The 17343-nt window shown below is 43.3% G+C and carries 16 protein-coding genes; 12 read left to right on the top strand and 4 right to left on the bottom strand.

Translation table 11 applies throughout. The annotated features are described in order from the left end of the window. The first annotated feature begins 281 nt into the window (after nucleotides 1-281). The 6 genes from ACE1CD_RS04470 (at nucleotide 282) to ACE1CD_RS04445 (ending at nucleotide 5908) form a co-directional block, all read left to right on the top strand. Nucleotides 282-1967, top strand: coding sequence for a site-2 protease family protein (locus ACE1CD_RS04470; protein ID WP_374800826.1), 1686 nt, complete (start codon nucleotides 282-284; stop codon nucleotides 1965-1967). A 69-nt stretch (nucleotides 1968-2036) separates the two neighbouring features. Continuing rightward, nucleotides 2037-2843 (top strand): nucleotidyltransferase domain-containing protein, encoded by an 807-nt coding sequence (locus ACE1CD_RS04465; protein WP_374800824.1) that lies wholly within the window; start codon nucleotides 2037-2039, stop codon nucleotides 2841-2843. 2 nt (nucleotides 2844-2845) lie between these two features. Then, complete coding sequence (locus tag ACE1CD_RS04460; protein WP_374821889.1) at nucleotides 2846-3829, top strand: 2-hydroxyacid dehydrogenase; 984 nt, start codon at nucleotides 2846-2848, stop codon at nucleotides 3827-3829. 38 nt (nucleotides 3830-3867) lie between these two features. Next, a complete protein-coding gene (locus ACE1CD_RS04455; RefSeq protein WP_374821887.1) occupies nucleotides 3868-4008 on the top strand; it encodes a hypothetical protein in 141 nt (46 codons plus the stop codon). 135 nt (nucleotides 4009-4143) lie between these two features. Next, nucleotides 4144-5013, top strand: coding sequence for a NotI family restriction endonuclease (locus ACE1CD_RS04450; RefSeq protein WP_374821884.1), 870 nt, complete (start codon nucleotides 4144-4146; stop codon nucleotides 5011-5013). Between the two features lie 10 nt (nucleotides 5014-5023). Continuing rightward, nucleotides 5024-5908 carry a DNA adenine methylase gene (locus tag ACE1CD_RS04445; RefSeq protein ID WP_374800816.1) on the top strand — a complete coding sequence of 295 codons (885 nt, stop codon included), beginning with the start codon at nucleotides 5024-5026 and terminating at the stop codon, nucleotides 5906-5908. 53 nt (nucleotides 5909-5961) lie between these two features. On the opposite strand, the gene ACE1CD_RS04440 is transcribed toward ACE1CD_RS04445, so the two are convergent. Together ACE1CD_RS04440 and ACE1CD_RS04435 are read right to left on the bottom strand one after the other, a co-directional pair. Continuing rightward, nucleotides 5962-6669, bottom strand: coding sequence for an HNH endonuclease (locus ACE1CD_RS04440; RefSeq protein ID WP_374821881.1), 708 nt, complete (start codon nucleotides 6667-6669; stop codon nucleotides 5962-5964). Continuing rightward, a complete protein-coding gene (locus tag ACE1CD_RS04435) occupies nucleotides 6662-6907 on the bottom strand; it encodes a helix-turn-helix domain-containing protein (protein ID WP_374821879.1) in 246 nt (81 codons plus the stop codon). The genes ACE1CD_RS04440 and ACE1CD_RS04435 overlap by 8 nt, the downstream gene beginning before the upstream one ends. A gap of 103 nt (nucleotides 6908-7010) precedes the next feature. On the opposite strand from ACE1CD_RS04435, the gene ACE1CD_RS04430 reads away from it, so the two are divergent. From ACE1CD_RS04430 to ACE1CD_RS04410, 5 genes are all read left to right on the top strand, one after another. Then, complete coding sequence (locus ACE1CD_RS04430) at nucleotides 7011-7925, top strand: DNA cytosine methyltransferase (protein ID WP_374821876.1); 915 nt, start codon at nucleotides 7011-7013, stop codon at nucleotides 7923-7925. Between the two features lie 197 nt (nucleotides 7926-8122). Next, nucleotides 8123-9196, top strand: a complete 1074-nt coding sequence (dhaK, locus tag ACE1CD_RS04425; protein ID WP_374821874.1) for a dihydroxyacetone kinase subunit DhaK — start codon at nucleotides 8123-8125, stop codon at nucleotides 9194-9196. Nucleotides 9197-9200: 4 nt separating this feature from the next. After that, on the top strand, nucleotides 9201-9809 hold the full coding sequence (locus ACE1CD_RS04420) for an alpha/beta fold hydrolase (protein ID WP_374821871.1): 609 nt from the start codon (nucleotides 9201-9203) through the stop codon (nucleotides 9807-9809). Between the two features lie 4 nt (nucleotides 9810-9813). Then, a complete protein-coding gene (gene dhaL, locus ACE1CD_RS04415; RefSeq protein WP_374821868.1) occupies nucleotides 9814-10446 on the top strand; it encodes a dihydroxyacetone kinase subunit DhaL in 633 nt (210 codons plus the stop codon). Nucleotides 10447-10535: 89 nt separating this feature from the next. Further along, nucleotides 10536-11588 carry an LD-carboxypeptidase gene (locus ACE1CD_RS04410; protein ID WP_374821865.1) on the top strand — a complete coding sequence of 351 codons (1053 nt, stop codon included), beginning with the start codon at nucleotides 10536-10538 and terminating at the stop codon, nucleotides 11586-11588. On the opposite strand, the gene ACE1CD_RS04405 is transcribed toward ACE1CD_RS04410, so the two are convergent. Then, on the bottom strand, nucleotides 11585-12289 hold the full coding sequence (locus ACE1CD_RS04405; protein WP_374789720.1) for a response regulator transcription factor: 705 nt from the start codon (nucleotides 12287-12289) through the stop codon (nucleotides 11585-11587). The genes ACE1CD_RS04410 and ACE1CD_RS04405 overlap by 4 nt on opposite strands. Nucleotides 12290-12901: 612 nt before the next feature. Here ACE1CD_RS04405 and ACE1CD_RS04400 point away from each other — a divergent pair. Then, nucleotides 12902-14548 carry an ATP-binding protein gene (locus ACE1CD_RS04400; protein ID WP_374821862.1) on the top strand — a complete coding sequence of 549 codons (1647 nt, stop codon included), beginning with the start codon at nucleotides 12902-12904 and terminating at the stop codon, nucleotides 14546-14548. 95 nt (nucleotides 14549-14643) lie between these two features. On the opposite strand, the gene ACE1CD_RS04395 is transcribed toward ACE1CD_RS04400, so the two are convergent. After that, nucleotides 14644-17343, bottom strand: a 2700-nt coding sequence (locus ACE1CD_RS04395) for a Calx-beta domain-containing protein (RefSeq protein ID WP_374821859.1), incomplete at its 5' end; no start/stop codon positions are given.

Below are 17343 nucleotides of genomic sequence, written 5' to 3'. Positions count from 1 at the left end.
CATCAAACTATATTTACCCAAAATAAAAAGTATTATTTGATACCTGTCGCTAAATTACGAAATGTTACTTTCTTCCTGCCAGAAGATTATTTATCATTGTTTTTCTCCTCTGCCCCTCATCTCTTGCTCCCCTCCCCGTAGACGGGGAGGGGTTGGGGGTGGGGTTTTCGTCTGTGGTCTCATAGATATTCTTTAAAGGGGAAAGGAGTAAGTGTTTTCTCAGTTTCTGCTCTTATAATCGAATAGGTAAAATAGCGGATATTGAAACAGCAGCAAACGATATGCAATACTTAATCTACGGATTAGCCATCTATGGATTGTTAGTAGGAGCCGGCTACTTTCTGATTTTTCAAAGACTTTTAAACGTAACTCTTCAGTACTCTAAAATAACGATCGATCGCGACAACAAGACACCAGATTATGTAAAAGAATTGTTCAAAATGCCTGTGAATGAAATTAAAAAACTAGGCTTTCAATTCTGTTGTTACTGCCAAGAAGAAACCATCTTTGCGGAAAAACGCTGGCAAGTTCTACTATTCAACAAAAATTGCCAGACATTTGCACACGCAGTCATGTCGGCTTTGCCAGACCGTGGCAACCAAGCTAATATTTCCTTCTACACATACTTTGAAGATGGCGTTGTACTGCTAACCATGAACGGACTCGTTCACTCTATCATCGGAGAAATGCCTGCCACAATTATACAAGATCCTTATGCGGTCACAACTGAGGAGCAGTGGCAAGCTCATCAAGAAAAACTCGATGAATTAACAAGTGACAAAGAGCCCCGAAATCTATCATTGGAAGCTTTTGTTGAATTTATCGACTCCCACCAAGCTGCATATATCAACCATCTTTTAGTTTCCAAACAAATTACCCGTCAAAAAGGCCAAGACTTGTTCGATATCACCGTCCTAACAGCCCTGAAAACAGCTATCAAGATCAAACGGGGTACATCCAAGTACACGAAATTGCTCAAGCAACGCGCAGCTAGGGCAAAAATGTCCCCGCTTGAGAATGTAGAAATTCCTGTTGAAGTTGAAGTTGAAGCATTCTGTATTCTTGATAAATGGGAACAAAGACGCGCCAAGAAAAATTTCAAGTTCTGGTTTTTGATAGTAAGTTTAGTGTTATTTGTTCTTTCCTTTACAGCATTTTTTCAGGCTGAAACTCTCTTAATTCTGATTGCTGTTCTCTTTCTCCACGAGTTAGGGCATTGGCTCGCAATGAAACTGTACGGTTATGAAAACACATCGATTTTTTTCCTACCATTTTTTGGGGCGGCGGCGACCGGACGCAAAGACAATGCCACACTCAGCGAAAAAGTTATAGTTTTGCTTGCGGGGCCACTTCCAGGGTTACTTCTGGGCGCTGGTATTGGCATTACCATGCAGGCTAATGGTAATATCCATGACTCTAAAGTTTTGTTTATGGCAATCAGTTTGCTAGTAGTTATCAACTACTTAAATTTATTACCCATCATGCCTCTGGATGGAGGGCGTATCCTTAATATACTCCTGTTTTCTCGCCATCCTTATACAGATGTTCTCTTCAAAATTATTACGGTGAGCATTTTTATATTTGCAGGTTTTGGACTGGGAGAAGCACCTTTGCTACCGGTGGGATTTTTAGTTGCTATTACTATACCTTCCAGCTTTCGTAGCGCCAAAGTTTTGCAGAAACTACAGCAGATGCGTCTCCACCAAAATGAGGATGCCGAAAATTTGCTGGCTTCCATTTTCCACACTATCAAAAAATCTGGGTACGGTTCGCTGAATTTTGCCCAAAAATATAGACTTGCTAAAGATATTAGCCAACGTCACCAGGAATCTTATGCTAGCCTGACAACAAGGTTGTCCTTATTAGCTTTATATTTGCTAAGTTTAGTGGCAGGTTTGGTGCTTGTAGTTCTCACGTTTGTGCCGTTGCGCTATTTGTCAATAATTTTTATGAACTTGGTAAGGTAGTTTCGTTGAATATAGGTACACTTGGCACAGATACATCATAAAATTTTTTCAAAAATACGAAAAAATAATATGTCCATTCCTGAAGCACATCATTCGTTTTTAGAACATATTATTGCGAATTTGAAGCAAGATAAACGCTTGTTGGGAGTCGCTATCGGTGGTTCCTATTTGACTGGGGAAATGGATGAATATTCGGATATCGATTTGGTGCTTGTCGTAGATGATATTCACTACGAACAAGTTCTCCAAGAGAGACAGGAAATTGCTAGGAATATTGGTTCCCTACTGGCGGCATTTACTGGCGAACACGTTGGCGAACCGCGACTCCTAATTTGTCTTTATGAAAATCCGCTCATCCACGTCGATTTGAAGTTTGTTTTGTGGGAGAGCTTTAAAAGCGATCGCATCGAAAATCCCCTTATTTTGTGGGAGCGCGAAAATTTACTCACCCAAACTATTTTAGATAATCCACGCGACTATCCAAAACCGGATTTACAGTGGATTGAAGACCGATTTTGGGTGTGGATTCACTACTGTGCGGGCAAATTAGGCAGAGGCGAACTTTTTGATGTTATCGATGTTATTTCTTATATGCGTGCGATGGTTCTTGCCCCATTAGCGAAAGTACAAGCGGGATTAAAACCTCGCGGCGTGCGTAATTTGGAGAAGGAACTTCCCCATTTGTTACCCGATTTTTGTCAGACTATTCCGGCGAAACACGATGCTGATGAGATTGCGCGATCGCTCCAACACACGATAAACTTTTATCGGCAGTTGAGGGATGCACTAAAAACACCCGAATTTGTGGTGCGATCGCAAGCCGAAATCGCCTCCACAAACTATCTGCAAACAGTAATCAAAAAACCTAAAATTTAAAAATGTCAAAACCAAAAGTATTTGTCTCCCGCATTATACCAGATATCGGCATGGAAATGCTGCACCAAATTGCCGAAATCGAAGTTTGGCCCGATCGCTTACCGCCAACCTACGAAATCTTATTAGAAAAAGTCAAAGGTAAAGATGGATTACTCTGCCTATTAACAGACAAAATCGATCGAAATTTGGTTGAAACAGCAGCTTCTTCCCTCAAAGTAATCAGCCAAATGGCAGTCGGCTACGATAACATTGACATCGCCGCAGCCACCGCCAAACGCATCCCCGTCGGACACACTCCCGGCGTGCTAACTGATGCCACAGCCGACTTAACTTGGGCGTTATTAATGACAGCATCGCGGCGCATATTAGAAGCAGATAAATTTACTCGTTCCGGCGAATGGAAAACTTGGGAACCCACCTTATTATTAGGCGCAGATCTCAGCGGCGCAACCCTGGGAATCGTTGGTTGCGGACGCATCGGACAAGCAGTTGCGCGTCGGGCGGCTGGTTTCGGAATGCGGATTTTGTATTATAACAGACAGCGTTTAGAAGCTTCTTTGGAAGAATCATTAGGTTTGGAATACAGAGAATTTAATACTTTATTGGCAGAGTCAGACTTTGTAACTATCCACACCTCCCTTTCTCAAGATACCTATCACCTATTTAGCGATGCCCAGTTTCAAATAATGAAACAAAATGCAATTTTAATTAACACTGCACGCGGCTCGATCGTCGATGCCGATGCTTTATATCGAGCCTTGACAAGTGGTAAAATAGCTAGTGCTGCTTTAGATGTAACAGATCCAGAACCAATTCCTTTAGACAGCCCGTTACTAACTTTAGATAACATTATTATTACGCCGCATATTGGCAGCGCCAGTCGCCAAACGCGAGATAAAATGGCAATGATGGCAGCATCCAATTTAGCAGCGGGATTGCAAGGCGAAAAGTTGCCTTATTGCGTGAATCCTCAAGTCTACAGCTAACCATCATCCAATTTAGATAAAACAAAGGACTAACACCCATGAACATCGTATTTCCCAAAACTGGTAGAGAAATAAAAGCAGCTATCCAAAAGCGATGCGAACAACTCCAACAACGCTTGGAAAAACGCAACCAAGTTTTAGATGAATTCCTCAACGACAAAGATAGAGCAAGTTTTTGAGTTAGATTTCAATGATTTGATTGCCTACGGTTTTGAAGCGAATTTGGAAAGCGACGTGGAATAAAGGGGAGTGCGATCGCATACCCAAAAACTGAGTTAGAGTATACTCAATCAATTACAGGAGAATAAATTCTCATGCCAAAGCAACCTCTGGCAGAGGTATTTGGATTCCCGCCAGACAACCTTTCGCCAGAAGCAGAACGTTATCGCCGAAATCGCCTTTGTCCTTATAATAATAAAGTTCCTTCTTGCACCAAAGATAAAGCCAACGATCCGTTAGGAGTTTGCAGTGTATTTGAAGGGAATGAGATAGCAATTACCTGTCCGATTCGCTTCCGCCAAGATTGGCTGATTGCAGAGGATGCAGCTTTTTTCTTTTTCCCAGAAAACACAACTTGGACTTCCCTAACGGAAATTAGACTCAATGATAAAAATGGAATGTCGGCTGGCAATATTGATGTGGTTTTGGTTGCATATAATGACCGAGGTCGCATAATTGATTTTGGAGCATTGGAAATTCAAGCAGTCTACATTTCTGGGAACGTGCGTCAGCCATTTGAGTATTATATGGAAGACCCTAGTAATCGCTCGAATATGGATTGGGCAGGACAAAAAAACTATCCTCGTCCTGATTATCTATCTTCTTCGCGTAAACGGCTGGCACCGCAGTTAATTTATAAAGGTGGAATATTGAAAAATTGGAATAAAAAGCAGGCTGTAGCATTGCATAAAGGCTTTTTCAATAGGCTACCAACTTTGCCAGAAGTTGACAAGGCAGAAGCAGATATCGCGTGGCTGATTTACGACCTCAAGCATAATCCTGAGACAAACTCGTATCACTTATCTCGCTCTCGTACTGTGTATACTCAATTTTACCCAGCACTGGAAATGATTACAATTCCTGAAACTGGTGCGATCGAGGATTTTATCGGTCATTTACAATCAAAGTTAGATGAAAGATTGGATAATCCTCCAGACGCCCCCAGCTTATTAGATATCCTGTGATAATTTTTGAATGGAACAACTATACCTGTTTGATAATAGCCAACTCGATTCCATTACCAATGTTGCTTCAGTTCCCCAGCGCAGTCCTTTTCGATATCCAGGTGGAAAAACTTGGTTAGTACCCCGAATTAGACAATGGCTAGATAGTTTAGAAAAGCAACCATCTGAGTTTATTGAACCTTTTGCTGGTGGTGGTATCGTCAGTCTAACCGTTGCTTTTGAAAATTTGGCAAATCATGTGACAATGGTGGAAATAGATGACGAAGTGGCGGCTGTTTGGCATACCATTATCAACGGTGATGCCGAATGGTTAGCCGCTCAAATTGTTAACTTTAATCTATCGCAGACCTCGGTAAATACAGTGCTAAATGAAAAAAATATTTTAATTCAAGAAAAAGCATTTAAAACTATTTTGAAAAACCGTGTTAATCGGGGTGGTATTTTAGCAGCGGGTGCGGGGATGCTCAAAAGTGGTGAAAATGGCAAAGGGCTAAAATCGCGCTGGTATCCTGAGACCCTGAAAAAGAGAATTATAGAAATTATGAAAAGGCGCGATCGCATCACTTTTATTGAAGGCGATGGGATGGAAGTTTTAAAGGCAAATGCTTATCTTACTGACGCGGTATTTTTTATCGATCCGCCGTATACAGCAGCGGGTAAAAAGGCTGGCAGTCGCTTATATAATTATTCCGAGATTGGCCATGAAGAACTGTTTAGGTTGGCAAGTGCGATCGCAGGCGATTTCCTAATGACTTACGATAATACTGAAGAGGTGCGGCAACTGGCACAAAAACACGGATTTGATACGCAGGCTGTGGCGATGAAAAATACCCATCATGCGAAGATGACAGAGTTGCTAATTGGGCGCAATTTAGATTGGTGTAGATGGGAATAGTAAGGTTGTTTATTTTTGGAGTATGATGGGTGCGATCGCAGCCAGCTTATTTCCTAGATTTGGCCTTTCAAATATCTCTCTACTATTTCATTTACTAATAAATCTGGGCTAACTCCTTTTTTAACAGCAATATCCCTCAACCTTTGAATGTTAGATGCAGAAATTTTCAGGGGAGCAAACATTTCAGGAAATGCCCAGGCGCACTCATTGCACTGAAGGTCACATCCTCGGCAGGCAGTGCTTTTAAAGTTATTGCATTCTCTACACAAAGGTTGCCAGTTGTCTTCTTCGTTACCACCACCCCTAAGACGCGGAATCTTGTGGTCTTGTTCTAGACTTACCACTGGTGGTTGCCTGCCACAGACGGCACAACGATGTTGATATTTAGTTATAATTTTTTCCCAAAAAGCGTTACTTAGTTTGATTCTTTGTTCTCGTTGAGGGCCGATTTCTAAACTGGCTAGCTGATACCTTGTTTTCTTGCCACTACCTAACCTAACTATTCCTAAAAAGCCTTCTTCCCCTTGCAATTCTCGTATCCGTCTGGGTACATCTTGGTAAGGTTCGCCTGTGCCTCTAAAATCATCTATTACTTGACGTATACGCGATAAGGGAACTACTGGGCCTGGTATATCATGTCCTGGAGGCCAGAGGGTTTCTAGTATTAATCTGTAATAATTTCTATTAGCTGGTTTAGTGCTAACAAACCCCGCGCAGGCATTTGTGAGCCATTCCTCACGGTTGACCTCCATATCACTCATGGGAGGAAGCCTCCTCTCCGCGCAAAAGCCAGACAGGACTTACTCCCAGCAGCCGAGAAATGGCATCTAACTCGAAGTCTTTGACACCGCGTTTTTGCCGCTCTATCTCAGAGATGTCAGATTGATCCAGCTTGATGTTAAAGTCTACTTCCAGCGCAGCAGCTAGTTCACTCTGCTGCCACCCCAACCTTTCACGAGCCTGCCTGATTCTTGGGCCGCTAATGTTAGCCTCGCCCATTTGAGAACTATATTTTTCAACTACGATCGAGGATGATATCTTGAGGCGTGGTGACTTGGTAGACGATTTTCGTCTATAAAGTTACTAAAACCTACAAGCTGTTATGAAACTGTTTAAGCAAAGAAGTACAATAATGCGAGTTGCGTCATTTTTTTCTGGAATTGGAGGTTTCGATCTTGGCTTTGAAAGAGCAGGAATGCAAGTAGTATTTCAATGTGAAATTGATGAATTTTGTCAAAAAATTTTGAAACGGCACTGGCCTAAAATACCCATTCATGGAGACATCACAACCCTCGTTTATTCAACTATCCCTGCCGCTGACTTATGGTGTGCAGGATGGCCTTGTCAAGACCTCAGCAATGCCAACACAGAACGAAAAGGACTTGCAGGAGAAAGAAGCGGACTTTTCTACAAATTTATGGAACTTGTTGCAGAAGTTCAGCCAGCGTGGTTGGTCTTGGAAAATGTGCCGGGGGTACTCTCGGCAGAGCAAGGAACCGCTCTTGAGGTCGTTATCGACACGCTGGAAACGCACGGGTATTTGGGGGGATGGCTATCGTGTAACGCTCTCCATACGGGCATACCTCACGACCGAGATAGAGTGTTCTTTATTGCCAGTTTTAGATCGAAACGTGCCTATCGAATCTTTACTGACAGCAGCGAATTGTCTGGGGATTCTGCGACGCGAAAATCGAGCCGGACGCAAACTCGATCGAGTATTCGTGAAAGCGCTATCGGAGACACTCCGCTTGTGGTACAACGTCGCGGTGGCTTCGGGTATACCTTGGCAAAAAGCGTCTGCCCCACGCTACGCGCCCAAACTGGAGGACATCAAGGAGGTCATTCAGACCGACCAATACTCTGTGGCGAGAAACTTGACTTGGACAGAGTGGGAAAGATTGATGGGGTTTCCTCCCGGATGGACGGTCGCCGAGGGAGACTCCTTGGCAACGCAGTCGTCCCCGGAATTGCCGAATGGATTGGCAGAAAGATATTACAAATAGAGGGTGATAGTTAGAAATATTCTTGATAGGAGATTATCGAGTTAGAGTACACTTTTAGTTGATGTCTACATACATTTCAGAAAGTTTACGAAATCAAATTTCACAAACAGATCGCGCACGTTGCTGCTATTGTTTAACCAGTGAAGCCAATAGCTACTTGCCAGAAGTAGACGAGCTTTAAATACTTAGTTAAAAACTAATTTACTCGAATATGAAAAAACTCATCAACAACCCCAACGACGTAGTACGCGAAAGTCTGGAAGGCATGGCACTCGCCCATCCCGACCTCATCAAAGTCCACTTTGACCCCCACTTTATCTACCGCGCTGATGCACCAATTCACAACAAAGTTGCCATTATCTCCGGCGGGGGTAGCGGACACGAACCGATGCACGGCGGTTTTGTCGGTTTTGGAATGTTGGATGCTGCTTGTCCGGGAGAAGTTTTCACCTCACCTACGCCCGACCAAATGTTAGAAGCTGCCAAAATGATAAACGGTGGTGCTGGTGTTTTGAATATTGTCAAAAACTATAGCGGCGATATCATGAATTTCGAGATGGCGGCGGAACTCGCACATTCAGAAAATATCCAAGTTGCCAATATTTTAATTGATGATGATGTCGCTGTTAAAGATAGTTTGTACACGCAAGGTCGGCGGGGTGTTGGCACTACTGTGTTGGCTGAAAAAATTTGCGGCGCTGCTGCACAAGCGGGATATAATTTGAAGCAACTTGCCAATCTTTGTCGCCAAGTTAATATCAACGGACGCAGCATGGGAATGGCGCTGACTTCCTGCACTGTACCCGCGAAAGGTTCGCCCACTTTTGAACTCGGTGATGATGAAATGGAAGTGGGTATCGGTATTCATGGAGAACCGGGACGGCAAAGAATGTCGCTGAAATCGGCGGATGAAATTACGGAAATGTTGGCTATTTCGATTATCGAAGATGCAGCTTATACGCGCACGGTACGCGAATGGGATGCGGATACAGGAGAATGGGTAGAGGTGGAATTGACTGACCCACCGTTCCAAAGTGGCGATTCGGTTCTCGCTTTTGTCAATGGGATGGGCGGTACTCCTCTGTCTGAGTTGTATATTGTTTATCGGAAATTGGCACAAATCTGTGAGAAGAAGGGATTGAAGATTGTGCGAAATTCGATCAATTCTTACATCACTTCGTTGGAAATGCAAGGTTGTTCTATCACTTTGCTTAAAATGGATGATGAAATTATTAAACTTTGGGATGCGCCAGTCAAAACACCTGCTTTCCGTTGGGGGATGTAATATTATGACCGCAGCTATCAATTCTAAATTTGTCAATACTCAGGGTGCAAACATTCATTATCTCGAATCGGGAGAAACGAATACTAAATCGGTGCTGTTTCTCCACGGCGCTAGTTTTAGTTCCCAAACATGGAAAGATATCGGTACTCTGAATCTATTAGCTGAGAAAGGATACAGGGCAGTTGCTGTGGATGTTCCCGGATATGGAAGTTCGGAGAGAATATCTGGTTCGCCTGGAGAGTTTTTGCTGGAATTGATTGAGGTATTAAAGTTAAATAAACCAGTTTTAATATCTCCATCCATGAGTGGAAATTATAGCCTTCCTTTTGTTGTCAATCATTCAGAAAAGTTGAGCGGGTTTGTGCCTGTTGCACCTGTGGGAATTATGATGTTTACTCAGCAATTGCAAGGCATCCAATTGCCGACGCTGGCAATTTGGGGAAGTAATGATACGATCGTTCCCGTGGCAATTGCTGACGAGTTGCTGAAAGCGATGCCAAATGCCGATAAGATAGTATTGGAAAATGCCGGTCACGCCTGCTATATGCGGGCAACTGATGAGTTTCACCAACACTTAATTAAGTTTTGCGATCGCTGTTCATCACAAAGTTAAAAATATGCTTACAAAACAGCACATTTTAGACTGGTTGCAGTCTGTTGCGATAGTTTTAGAACAGAATAAAGATTACCTAACCGAACTCGATGCCGCGATTGGCGATGCGGATCACGGTATCAATATGAATCGCGGTTTCCAAAAAGTAATTACTCAATTACCCGGTGTCGCCGATAAAGATATCGGTACTATTCTCAAGACAGTTAGCATGACTCTAATTTCCTCTGTCGGTGGTGCTAGCGGCCCACTTTACGGTACTCTATTTTTGAGGGCGAGTACGGCAGTTGCGGGAAAGCAGGAATTAAACAAAGAAGATACGATCGCTTTTTTTGAAGCTGCTATAGATGGTGTTGTACAGAGGGGGAAAGCGAACTTGGGCGATCAAACAATGTTGGATGCACTTTCACCAGCTAAAGATGCTTTTAAGCAAGCAGTTGCTGATGGTGCCAATATCCCAGAAGCGTTACAAAAAGCGGTAGCTGCTGCTGAGGAAGGAGTGAAAAATACGATACCTTTGGTGGCAAAGAAAGGAAGAGCGAGTTATTTGGGCGATCGCAGCATCGGTCACCAAGACCCAGGTGCTACTTCATCTTATCTTATCCTCAGAACTCTGTTAGAAACTATCACCCCTGCATGACATTCGATCGCCCCCCATAAACCGGGTTTCTTTCGCTTAAAAAGCTAGAATTTTGTTGAATCCACCTTGAGAAACCCGGTTTCTTACCAATGACATACGATCGCCGTCAATTTCTCACTACTTTTGGCATGGCAGCATTAGCTACCCAATTGCCACAAATCGCGCAAGCTGAATCTTTTTCACCATCACAAATTATTAAACCGCCCCAATTGAAAGTAGGCGATACAGTTGGTTTAATTAACCCTGCTGGCGTTACTTCTGCGGAAGATATCGAAGATGCCAAGAAAACGCTAGAATCGCTGGGATTAAAAATTAAATTGGGCAATCATTTGCTCGATCGCTACGGTTATCTCGCAGGTAAAGATAGCGATCGCGCTGCCGATGTCAACGCTATGTTTGCCGATTCATCAGTGCAGGCAATCATCGCCGGACGAGGCGGTTGGGGTTGCAATCGCATTTTACCATTATTGGATTACAAACTCATCCGCAACAATCCAAAAATTATTATGGGCTACAGCGATATTACCTCGTTGCTGTTAGCAATTTATGTCAAAAGTGGTGTGGTAACTTTTCATGGGCCAGTGGGAACATCCACTTGGAATGAGTTTACAACAAATTACGCCAAGCGGATTTTGTTTAATGGTGAAAATGTGGTAATGCAAAATCCCGCTAGCAGCGGCGAAACTACCACTACTCCTATTTGTCCGCAAACAATTACCCCCGGAAAAGCTAAGGGTAAATTGGTGGGTGGCAATTTATCTGTGTTGGCAGCAATGGTAGGATCTGCTTATCTGCCTGACTGGAAACAAACTATTTTATTTGTGGAAGAAGTGGAAGAGGAAGTTTACCGAGTTGACCGAATGCTGACGCAACTGAAACTGGCAGGAATTCTCAACCAAATTGCTGGTTTTATTTTTGGACAATGTACTAATTGCGATCCAAAGGATCGGGAAAAATCGCTCACACTGATGCAAGTTTTAAGGGAACACATACAACCATTGGCAATTCCCGCTTGGTACGGTGCGGCGATCGGTCATATTAAAGATAAGTTTACTTTGCCAATTGGCGTGCAAGTACAAATCGATGCGCTCTCCGGCACTATTGAGATGCTAGAGAGCGCTACAATTAGTCGATCGCACTAATTACGATAGCTGCCCACAAGCTGAGATTCTTGTTGTTTGAGGCGATAACCTACACCGTGAACCGTTTCGATCAAGTCATTAGGGGCTCCTACCGATCTGAGTTTGTTGCGTAAACTTTTGATGTGAACTTTTACAGTACTTTCTTCTGGGGGAGATTCCAGCGACCAAATTCTTTCGATGATCACACTGCGGGGCAATACCCGCCGACCGTTACGGAGAAAAAGTTCCAGCAAACAGTATTCTTTGGGGGTTAAATGCAGACATCGATCTTGATAAGCGACTTCATAAGTACTTGGATCGAGGCGCAAATTTCCCCACCCCAAAACTGGCGGTAAAGAAAAAATTCCTCGTCGCAGTAAGGCGCGAATCCGCGCAAATAGTTCTTGTAGATCGATCGGTTTGACGATATAATCATCTGCTCCGGCATCCAATCCGTTGACTTTATCCGTGCTGGTGTCGAGGGCTGTAATTATGATTACAGGTAGGCTGTAACCGTGCGATCGCAATCGTTTGCAAAGCGTCAGCCCATCCAGTTCCGGAAGCATCACATCTAACAGAATCAAGTCGTAGCAAAGGGTTTTGATTTGTTGCCAAGCAGATTCCCCATCGTGGACGACATCAACTACATAACGCTGATCGGTCAGGGCTTCTGATAGGGCTTCAGCAACCAACAAATCATCTTCGACTAGGAGAATCCTCATAGTGGAGATATCTTTCAAATTTAAAGGTGAACGGATGCAAAAACTACAAAACTGTATACCTGCTTTAGGGAGAATGATTTAAAACAAATTGGTTTGAGATTAAACAATGTTTGGACAAAAAACAGCCGACTTCAGCCCTCTTTATTGAGGGTGATGCCAATAAAAAGTCTGTCATTTTAGGCCGATCCCCGTATGGTTAGCCCCGATCTTTCTCAGGGTAAGCAGGAGAATTCTGCCCTTTCATTAAATTATTACAGGATTTGACAAACATTAATAATATAGATGGCAACTAATTAGGCATTTCCACGGGACAACGAGGGATCTAGAAGTGATGGGGTGAGGGGGGAAAAGCAGGAAAGCTTCTTAATTCAAAGCTTTTAGCAGCTGACTCCTGAAAGTTAAGGAAAATGAAGCGATCGAAACTTAACAAGAGCTTGCACAACACGGCCTTACTTACGGGATCGCTCTGCATTCATACCACATAAAGATGAAAAATATACTTTACTTAAAAAAAATATAAACTAGCTTTTAGATTGGGGGATTTGAAGGGCGTTGCAAAAGTTACAAGATAGAAGTAGCACTCTATTTGGTAAAATGGAGAAGGAAGTAAAGATGTCCGCGATTCCTAAAAACATCGAGCCTTACGAAACAGCCTGCGAGCAATGTGAGAACACCTTGGCACTAGAGGTTGGCCAAGAAAAACTCTGCATTTTAAAAGAGGAACTAGCGGCTTGTCAAGCAGCACAAGCCAAAGGCCAGCACTACAAGGATTTGTTCGATTTGGCACCGGATGGTTACCTGGTTACGGACTCGCAAGGGGTAATTCAGGAAGCCAACCGCGCCGCTGCAACTCTACTCAACGTGTCCCAGGAATTTTTGGCGGGTAAACCCTTGGTAATTTTTGTCGCCGAACAACAGCGTCGGTTGTTTCACGCCAAACTGACGAGGCGGATGCGCCTGAGCAATTCCGTGCAAGAATGGGACGTGCTGCTTGTGCCGTGCGATCGCGAACCAATTAACGCCAGTGCTAGGGTGACTCTGATGCGCGATCGCGAAGGCAAACCAGTCGCCTTGGGTTGGTTGCTGCGGGACATCAGCGATCGCAAGCAAGCAGAGTTGGCGCTGCGGAAAAGAAAGCGTTTAATTCAGCAAATTGCGAACACAACTCCCAACTTAATTTATATCTTCGATCTCAAGCAAAAACGTAATATCTACATAAATCGCCAAGCTTATCCCTGTTTTGGTTACACGCCATCACAAATTCAAGCAATGGGATCGACATTTTTTACAGAAATTTTTCACCCAGACTGCTTGCCGAAACTTGCCGAAATCAAAAACCGATTTGCCACAGTTAAGGATGGTGAAGTACTCGAACACGAATTTTTCATCAAAAATATCTACGGAGAATGGCGCTGGTTTCACTCCTGGGATATCATCTTTACCAGAAATGCCGACGGTACGCCAGAACAAATACTCGGTACAGCGATAGATATAACCGATCGCAAGCAGGCAGAAGAGATCAGTCTGGATCTGGAAAGAGATAAAGAAATCAGCCAATTACAGAACCGCTTTTTTACTATGGCATCTCACGATTTTCGCAGTCCCCTCAGCGCTATTTTAGCTTCGGCTCAATTACTGGAAAATGCCAACGAAGAATTAACAAAAGAGAAAAGGCTCAGGAATATCCAGCGCATTCAAGCCTCTGCGAAAACCATGACGCAATTATTAGATGATATTTTGACAATCAATAGAGCCGACACCGGAAAGCTAGAGTTCGATCCCAAACTAATCGATCTCAAAAATATTTGCCGCGCTCTAGTCAAAAAAGCAGAGATTGCCGCCGCCAGCAACTACAGAATTAATTTTCGCAGTGAAGGTAAATGTAAAATTGCTTATATGGACGACAAACTGCTGCAAAAAATTCTCGAAAATTTGCTCGCCAATGCGATTAAGTATTCGCCGCAGGGAGGTAATATTGATTTTACCATAGTTTGCGAACCGGCAGAGGGAAGCGTAGCGGGAATGGCTACTTTCCGAATTAGCGATCGCGGCATTGGCATCCCACCCAAAGATCGAAAATATTTGTTTGAAGCATTCCATCGCGGCAAAAATGTTGGCACTATTCCAGGTTCGGGACTGGGACTTACCGTTGTCAAAAAATGCTTAGAATTACACGGCGGCAGCATCGCAGTAGAAAGTGAAGAAGGAATAGGTACAACCTTCACAGTTACTATTCCTTCTTCTCCTGCATCTTTCTAACTGTTTGCGTTATCAACTTTCTCGGTAAAAATATTACAGATTGAGCAAGAATCTGATTTTATTAAATTCTAGGGTATCTGAGCTTACAGATATCTTCAAAAGGCAACAAAATCTTGCCGATCGATCAGATTGGCAGAGATACCTTTGAGGGTAACTAAAATTTCTCCAGTTTTGGTAATGCTGATGAAAGTTTCTCCACTGCCTTCCTTAATTGTCAGTTCAGAATAACTGAGATTACCGCCTAATTCCAGCAAGTCGATATTATCTTCAAAATCGAGAATCGTGTCAGTGCCATAACCGGGTGAGAAGAAGAAGCGATCGCTTTCACTGCCACCCCTGAGCATATCATTACCTAAATCTCCACTCAACCAATCTTTCCCAGCACCACCTGTGAGAGAGTCGTTATGTTTACCCCCGTAGAGAGTGTCATCACCTTCATCGCCGTTGAGTTTATCCTCACCTCCATTACCAAACAGCAAATCGTTGCCTTCTCCGCCGCACAAACAATCTTTTTCAGCAACATCACCAACGGGAGTATCGCTACCATTACCTGCATAGATAGTATCGTCCCCATCCTCACCGCAGAGACTGTCACTACCGAAATCGCCAAAAATTAGATCGTTCCCAGCATCCCCAAAAACGATATCATCGTTTCTGCCACCGCGTACCGTATCGTTGCCATCATCACCGCAAACGGTGTCGTTTCCTTCATTCCCATTGAGGAAATCATCACCCTCGCCACCTAATAATAAGTCGCTTCCGTTGGCATCGCCTATTTCCAAATTGCTCACACCACCGCAGATAGTATCGTTACCTTTGTCACCCATCAGGGTATCATTGCCACTATCGCCCCACATATGGTCATTGTCTTGACCGCCGCGTACAATATCCTCGCCTTTACCACCTCTAACGATATCGTTGCCTTCATTGCCATTGATGATATCGCCGTCCTGATTGCCGTTGAGTACATCATCGCCTTCATGACCAGAAATCCAGTCGCGATCGCTTCCTCCAAAAATAGTATCCTTACCGTTGTGGCCGTAAAAATTGTCACTGCCTGCTTTCCCCACCAGAAAATCATCGCCACCCAAGCCATAAATCTCATCATTAATATCAGTACCGATCGGATTATCGTCGCTTTCTGTACCCGAAATGGTATTGCTAGTTTGATTGGGTTGTGCTAATAAATAACCTTCTCCTCCCTCATCGAAGAAAGTATCCAAATTAGGATGGACAAGTTGTTCGCAAAAGCAATCTTCCTCGGTATCATCGTTGATGATAGTTCCCACGCCTTGCCGATCTGCAATATTCGCGTTGGCAACACCAATTAAGTTAACAAAGAAGTTTTCGTTCCCTTCTACTTTAATGTCGCCTTTGACAGCAACGCTGATGATTTTGTTAGTTTCACCTGGATTGAATGTAATGCTTTCAGAAGCAACAGCATTGTAATCATTATCCGCCGTTGTCGCCGTACCGTCAGCAGTAGCGTATTGAACGACAACGCTTTGATTAGATGGCGCACTCAAAGTTAGAGTAAAATTAGCTGGGGTAGTGCCGCTGTTACCTTCTGCGATCGTGATGTCGCCGATCGAAATAGTAGGTAAATTACCATTATCGGGTGGTTGACTGTCGTTCTCGATAATTTCTAGAGTCGCTGTTTTCTGAGTACCAATGTTTGTACCTGCACTGGGATTAACTAATTCTATATTGAGGGTTTCTTTCCCTTCAAATAAACTATCATCAGTGATAGGAACGGTGACTGTTTTAGTGGTTTCGTTGGCAGCAAAACTAATAGTTTGAGTGGCATTATTAAAATCTGCACCACCTGTAGCTGTACCATTTGTTAGTTGTACTTGAACGCTCGATGTACTGCTGGTGTCGCCAGTACGGTTAATTGCGATCGCCACTCCTACAACTGTACCATTTTCATTAACTTGATAATTTGCTTGCGAGAAAGCAACCGTAGGTGGAATGTCGTTATCAACAATTGTGATATTTGCCGTACTTTGACTGCCAATCGTTGTATTAACACTCGGATTAACTAACGTGAGTGTAAGATTTTCGTTTCCTTCAAATAAACTATCGTCAGTGATAGGAACGGTGACAATTTTGCTCGTTTCGTTGGCAGCAAAGGTAATAGTTTGAGTGGCATTGTTAAAATCTGCACCACCTGTAGCTGTACCATTTGTTAGTTGTACTTGAACGCTCGATGTACTGCTGGTGTCGCCAGTACGGTTAATTGCGATCGCCACTCCTACAACTGTACCATTTTCATTGACTTGATAATTTGCTTGCGAGAAAGCAACCGTAGGTGGACTATCATTATCAAGTATTTCTAGAATGGCAGTATTTTGAGTGCCGATGCTGGTGTTAGCCGTGGGATTCGCTAAGGTTAATGTAAGGTTTTCATTTCCTTCAAATAAACTATCTTCTGTGATGGAAACGACGACATTTTTAGTTGTTTCATTAGCAGCAAACGTGATAGTTTTAGTGGCGCTATCGAAGTCTGTACCACCACCTGTTGCTGTCCCGTTACTTAGTTGTACGTCTACGCTGGATGTACCTGTGGTAACTCCGGTTCGGTTTAAAGTTATGGCGACACCAACTACTGTGCCATCTTCGTTAACTTGATAGTTTGCTCGATCGAATTCAACGCTGCTGTCGTTATCGATAATTTCTAATGTGGCAGTATTTTGTGTGCCTATTGCTGTATTTGCACTGGGATTAGCTAAGGTAAGGGTAAGGTTTTCGTTGCCTTCTACTAAATTGTCTTCTGTGATGGGAACGACAACAGT

It is taken from the genome of Aerosakkonema sp. BLCC-F183 (assembly GCF_041929145.1).
GTDB lineage: Bacteria > Cyanobacteriota > Cyanobacteriia > Cyanobacteriales > Aerosakkonemataceae > Aerosakkonema.
Note: the sequence above shows the minus strand (reverse complement) of the source record. Positions and strands in the feature narration are given on the sequence as shown.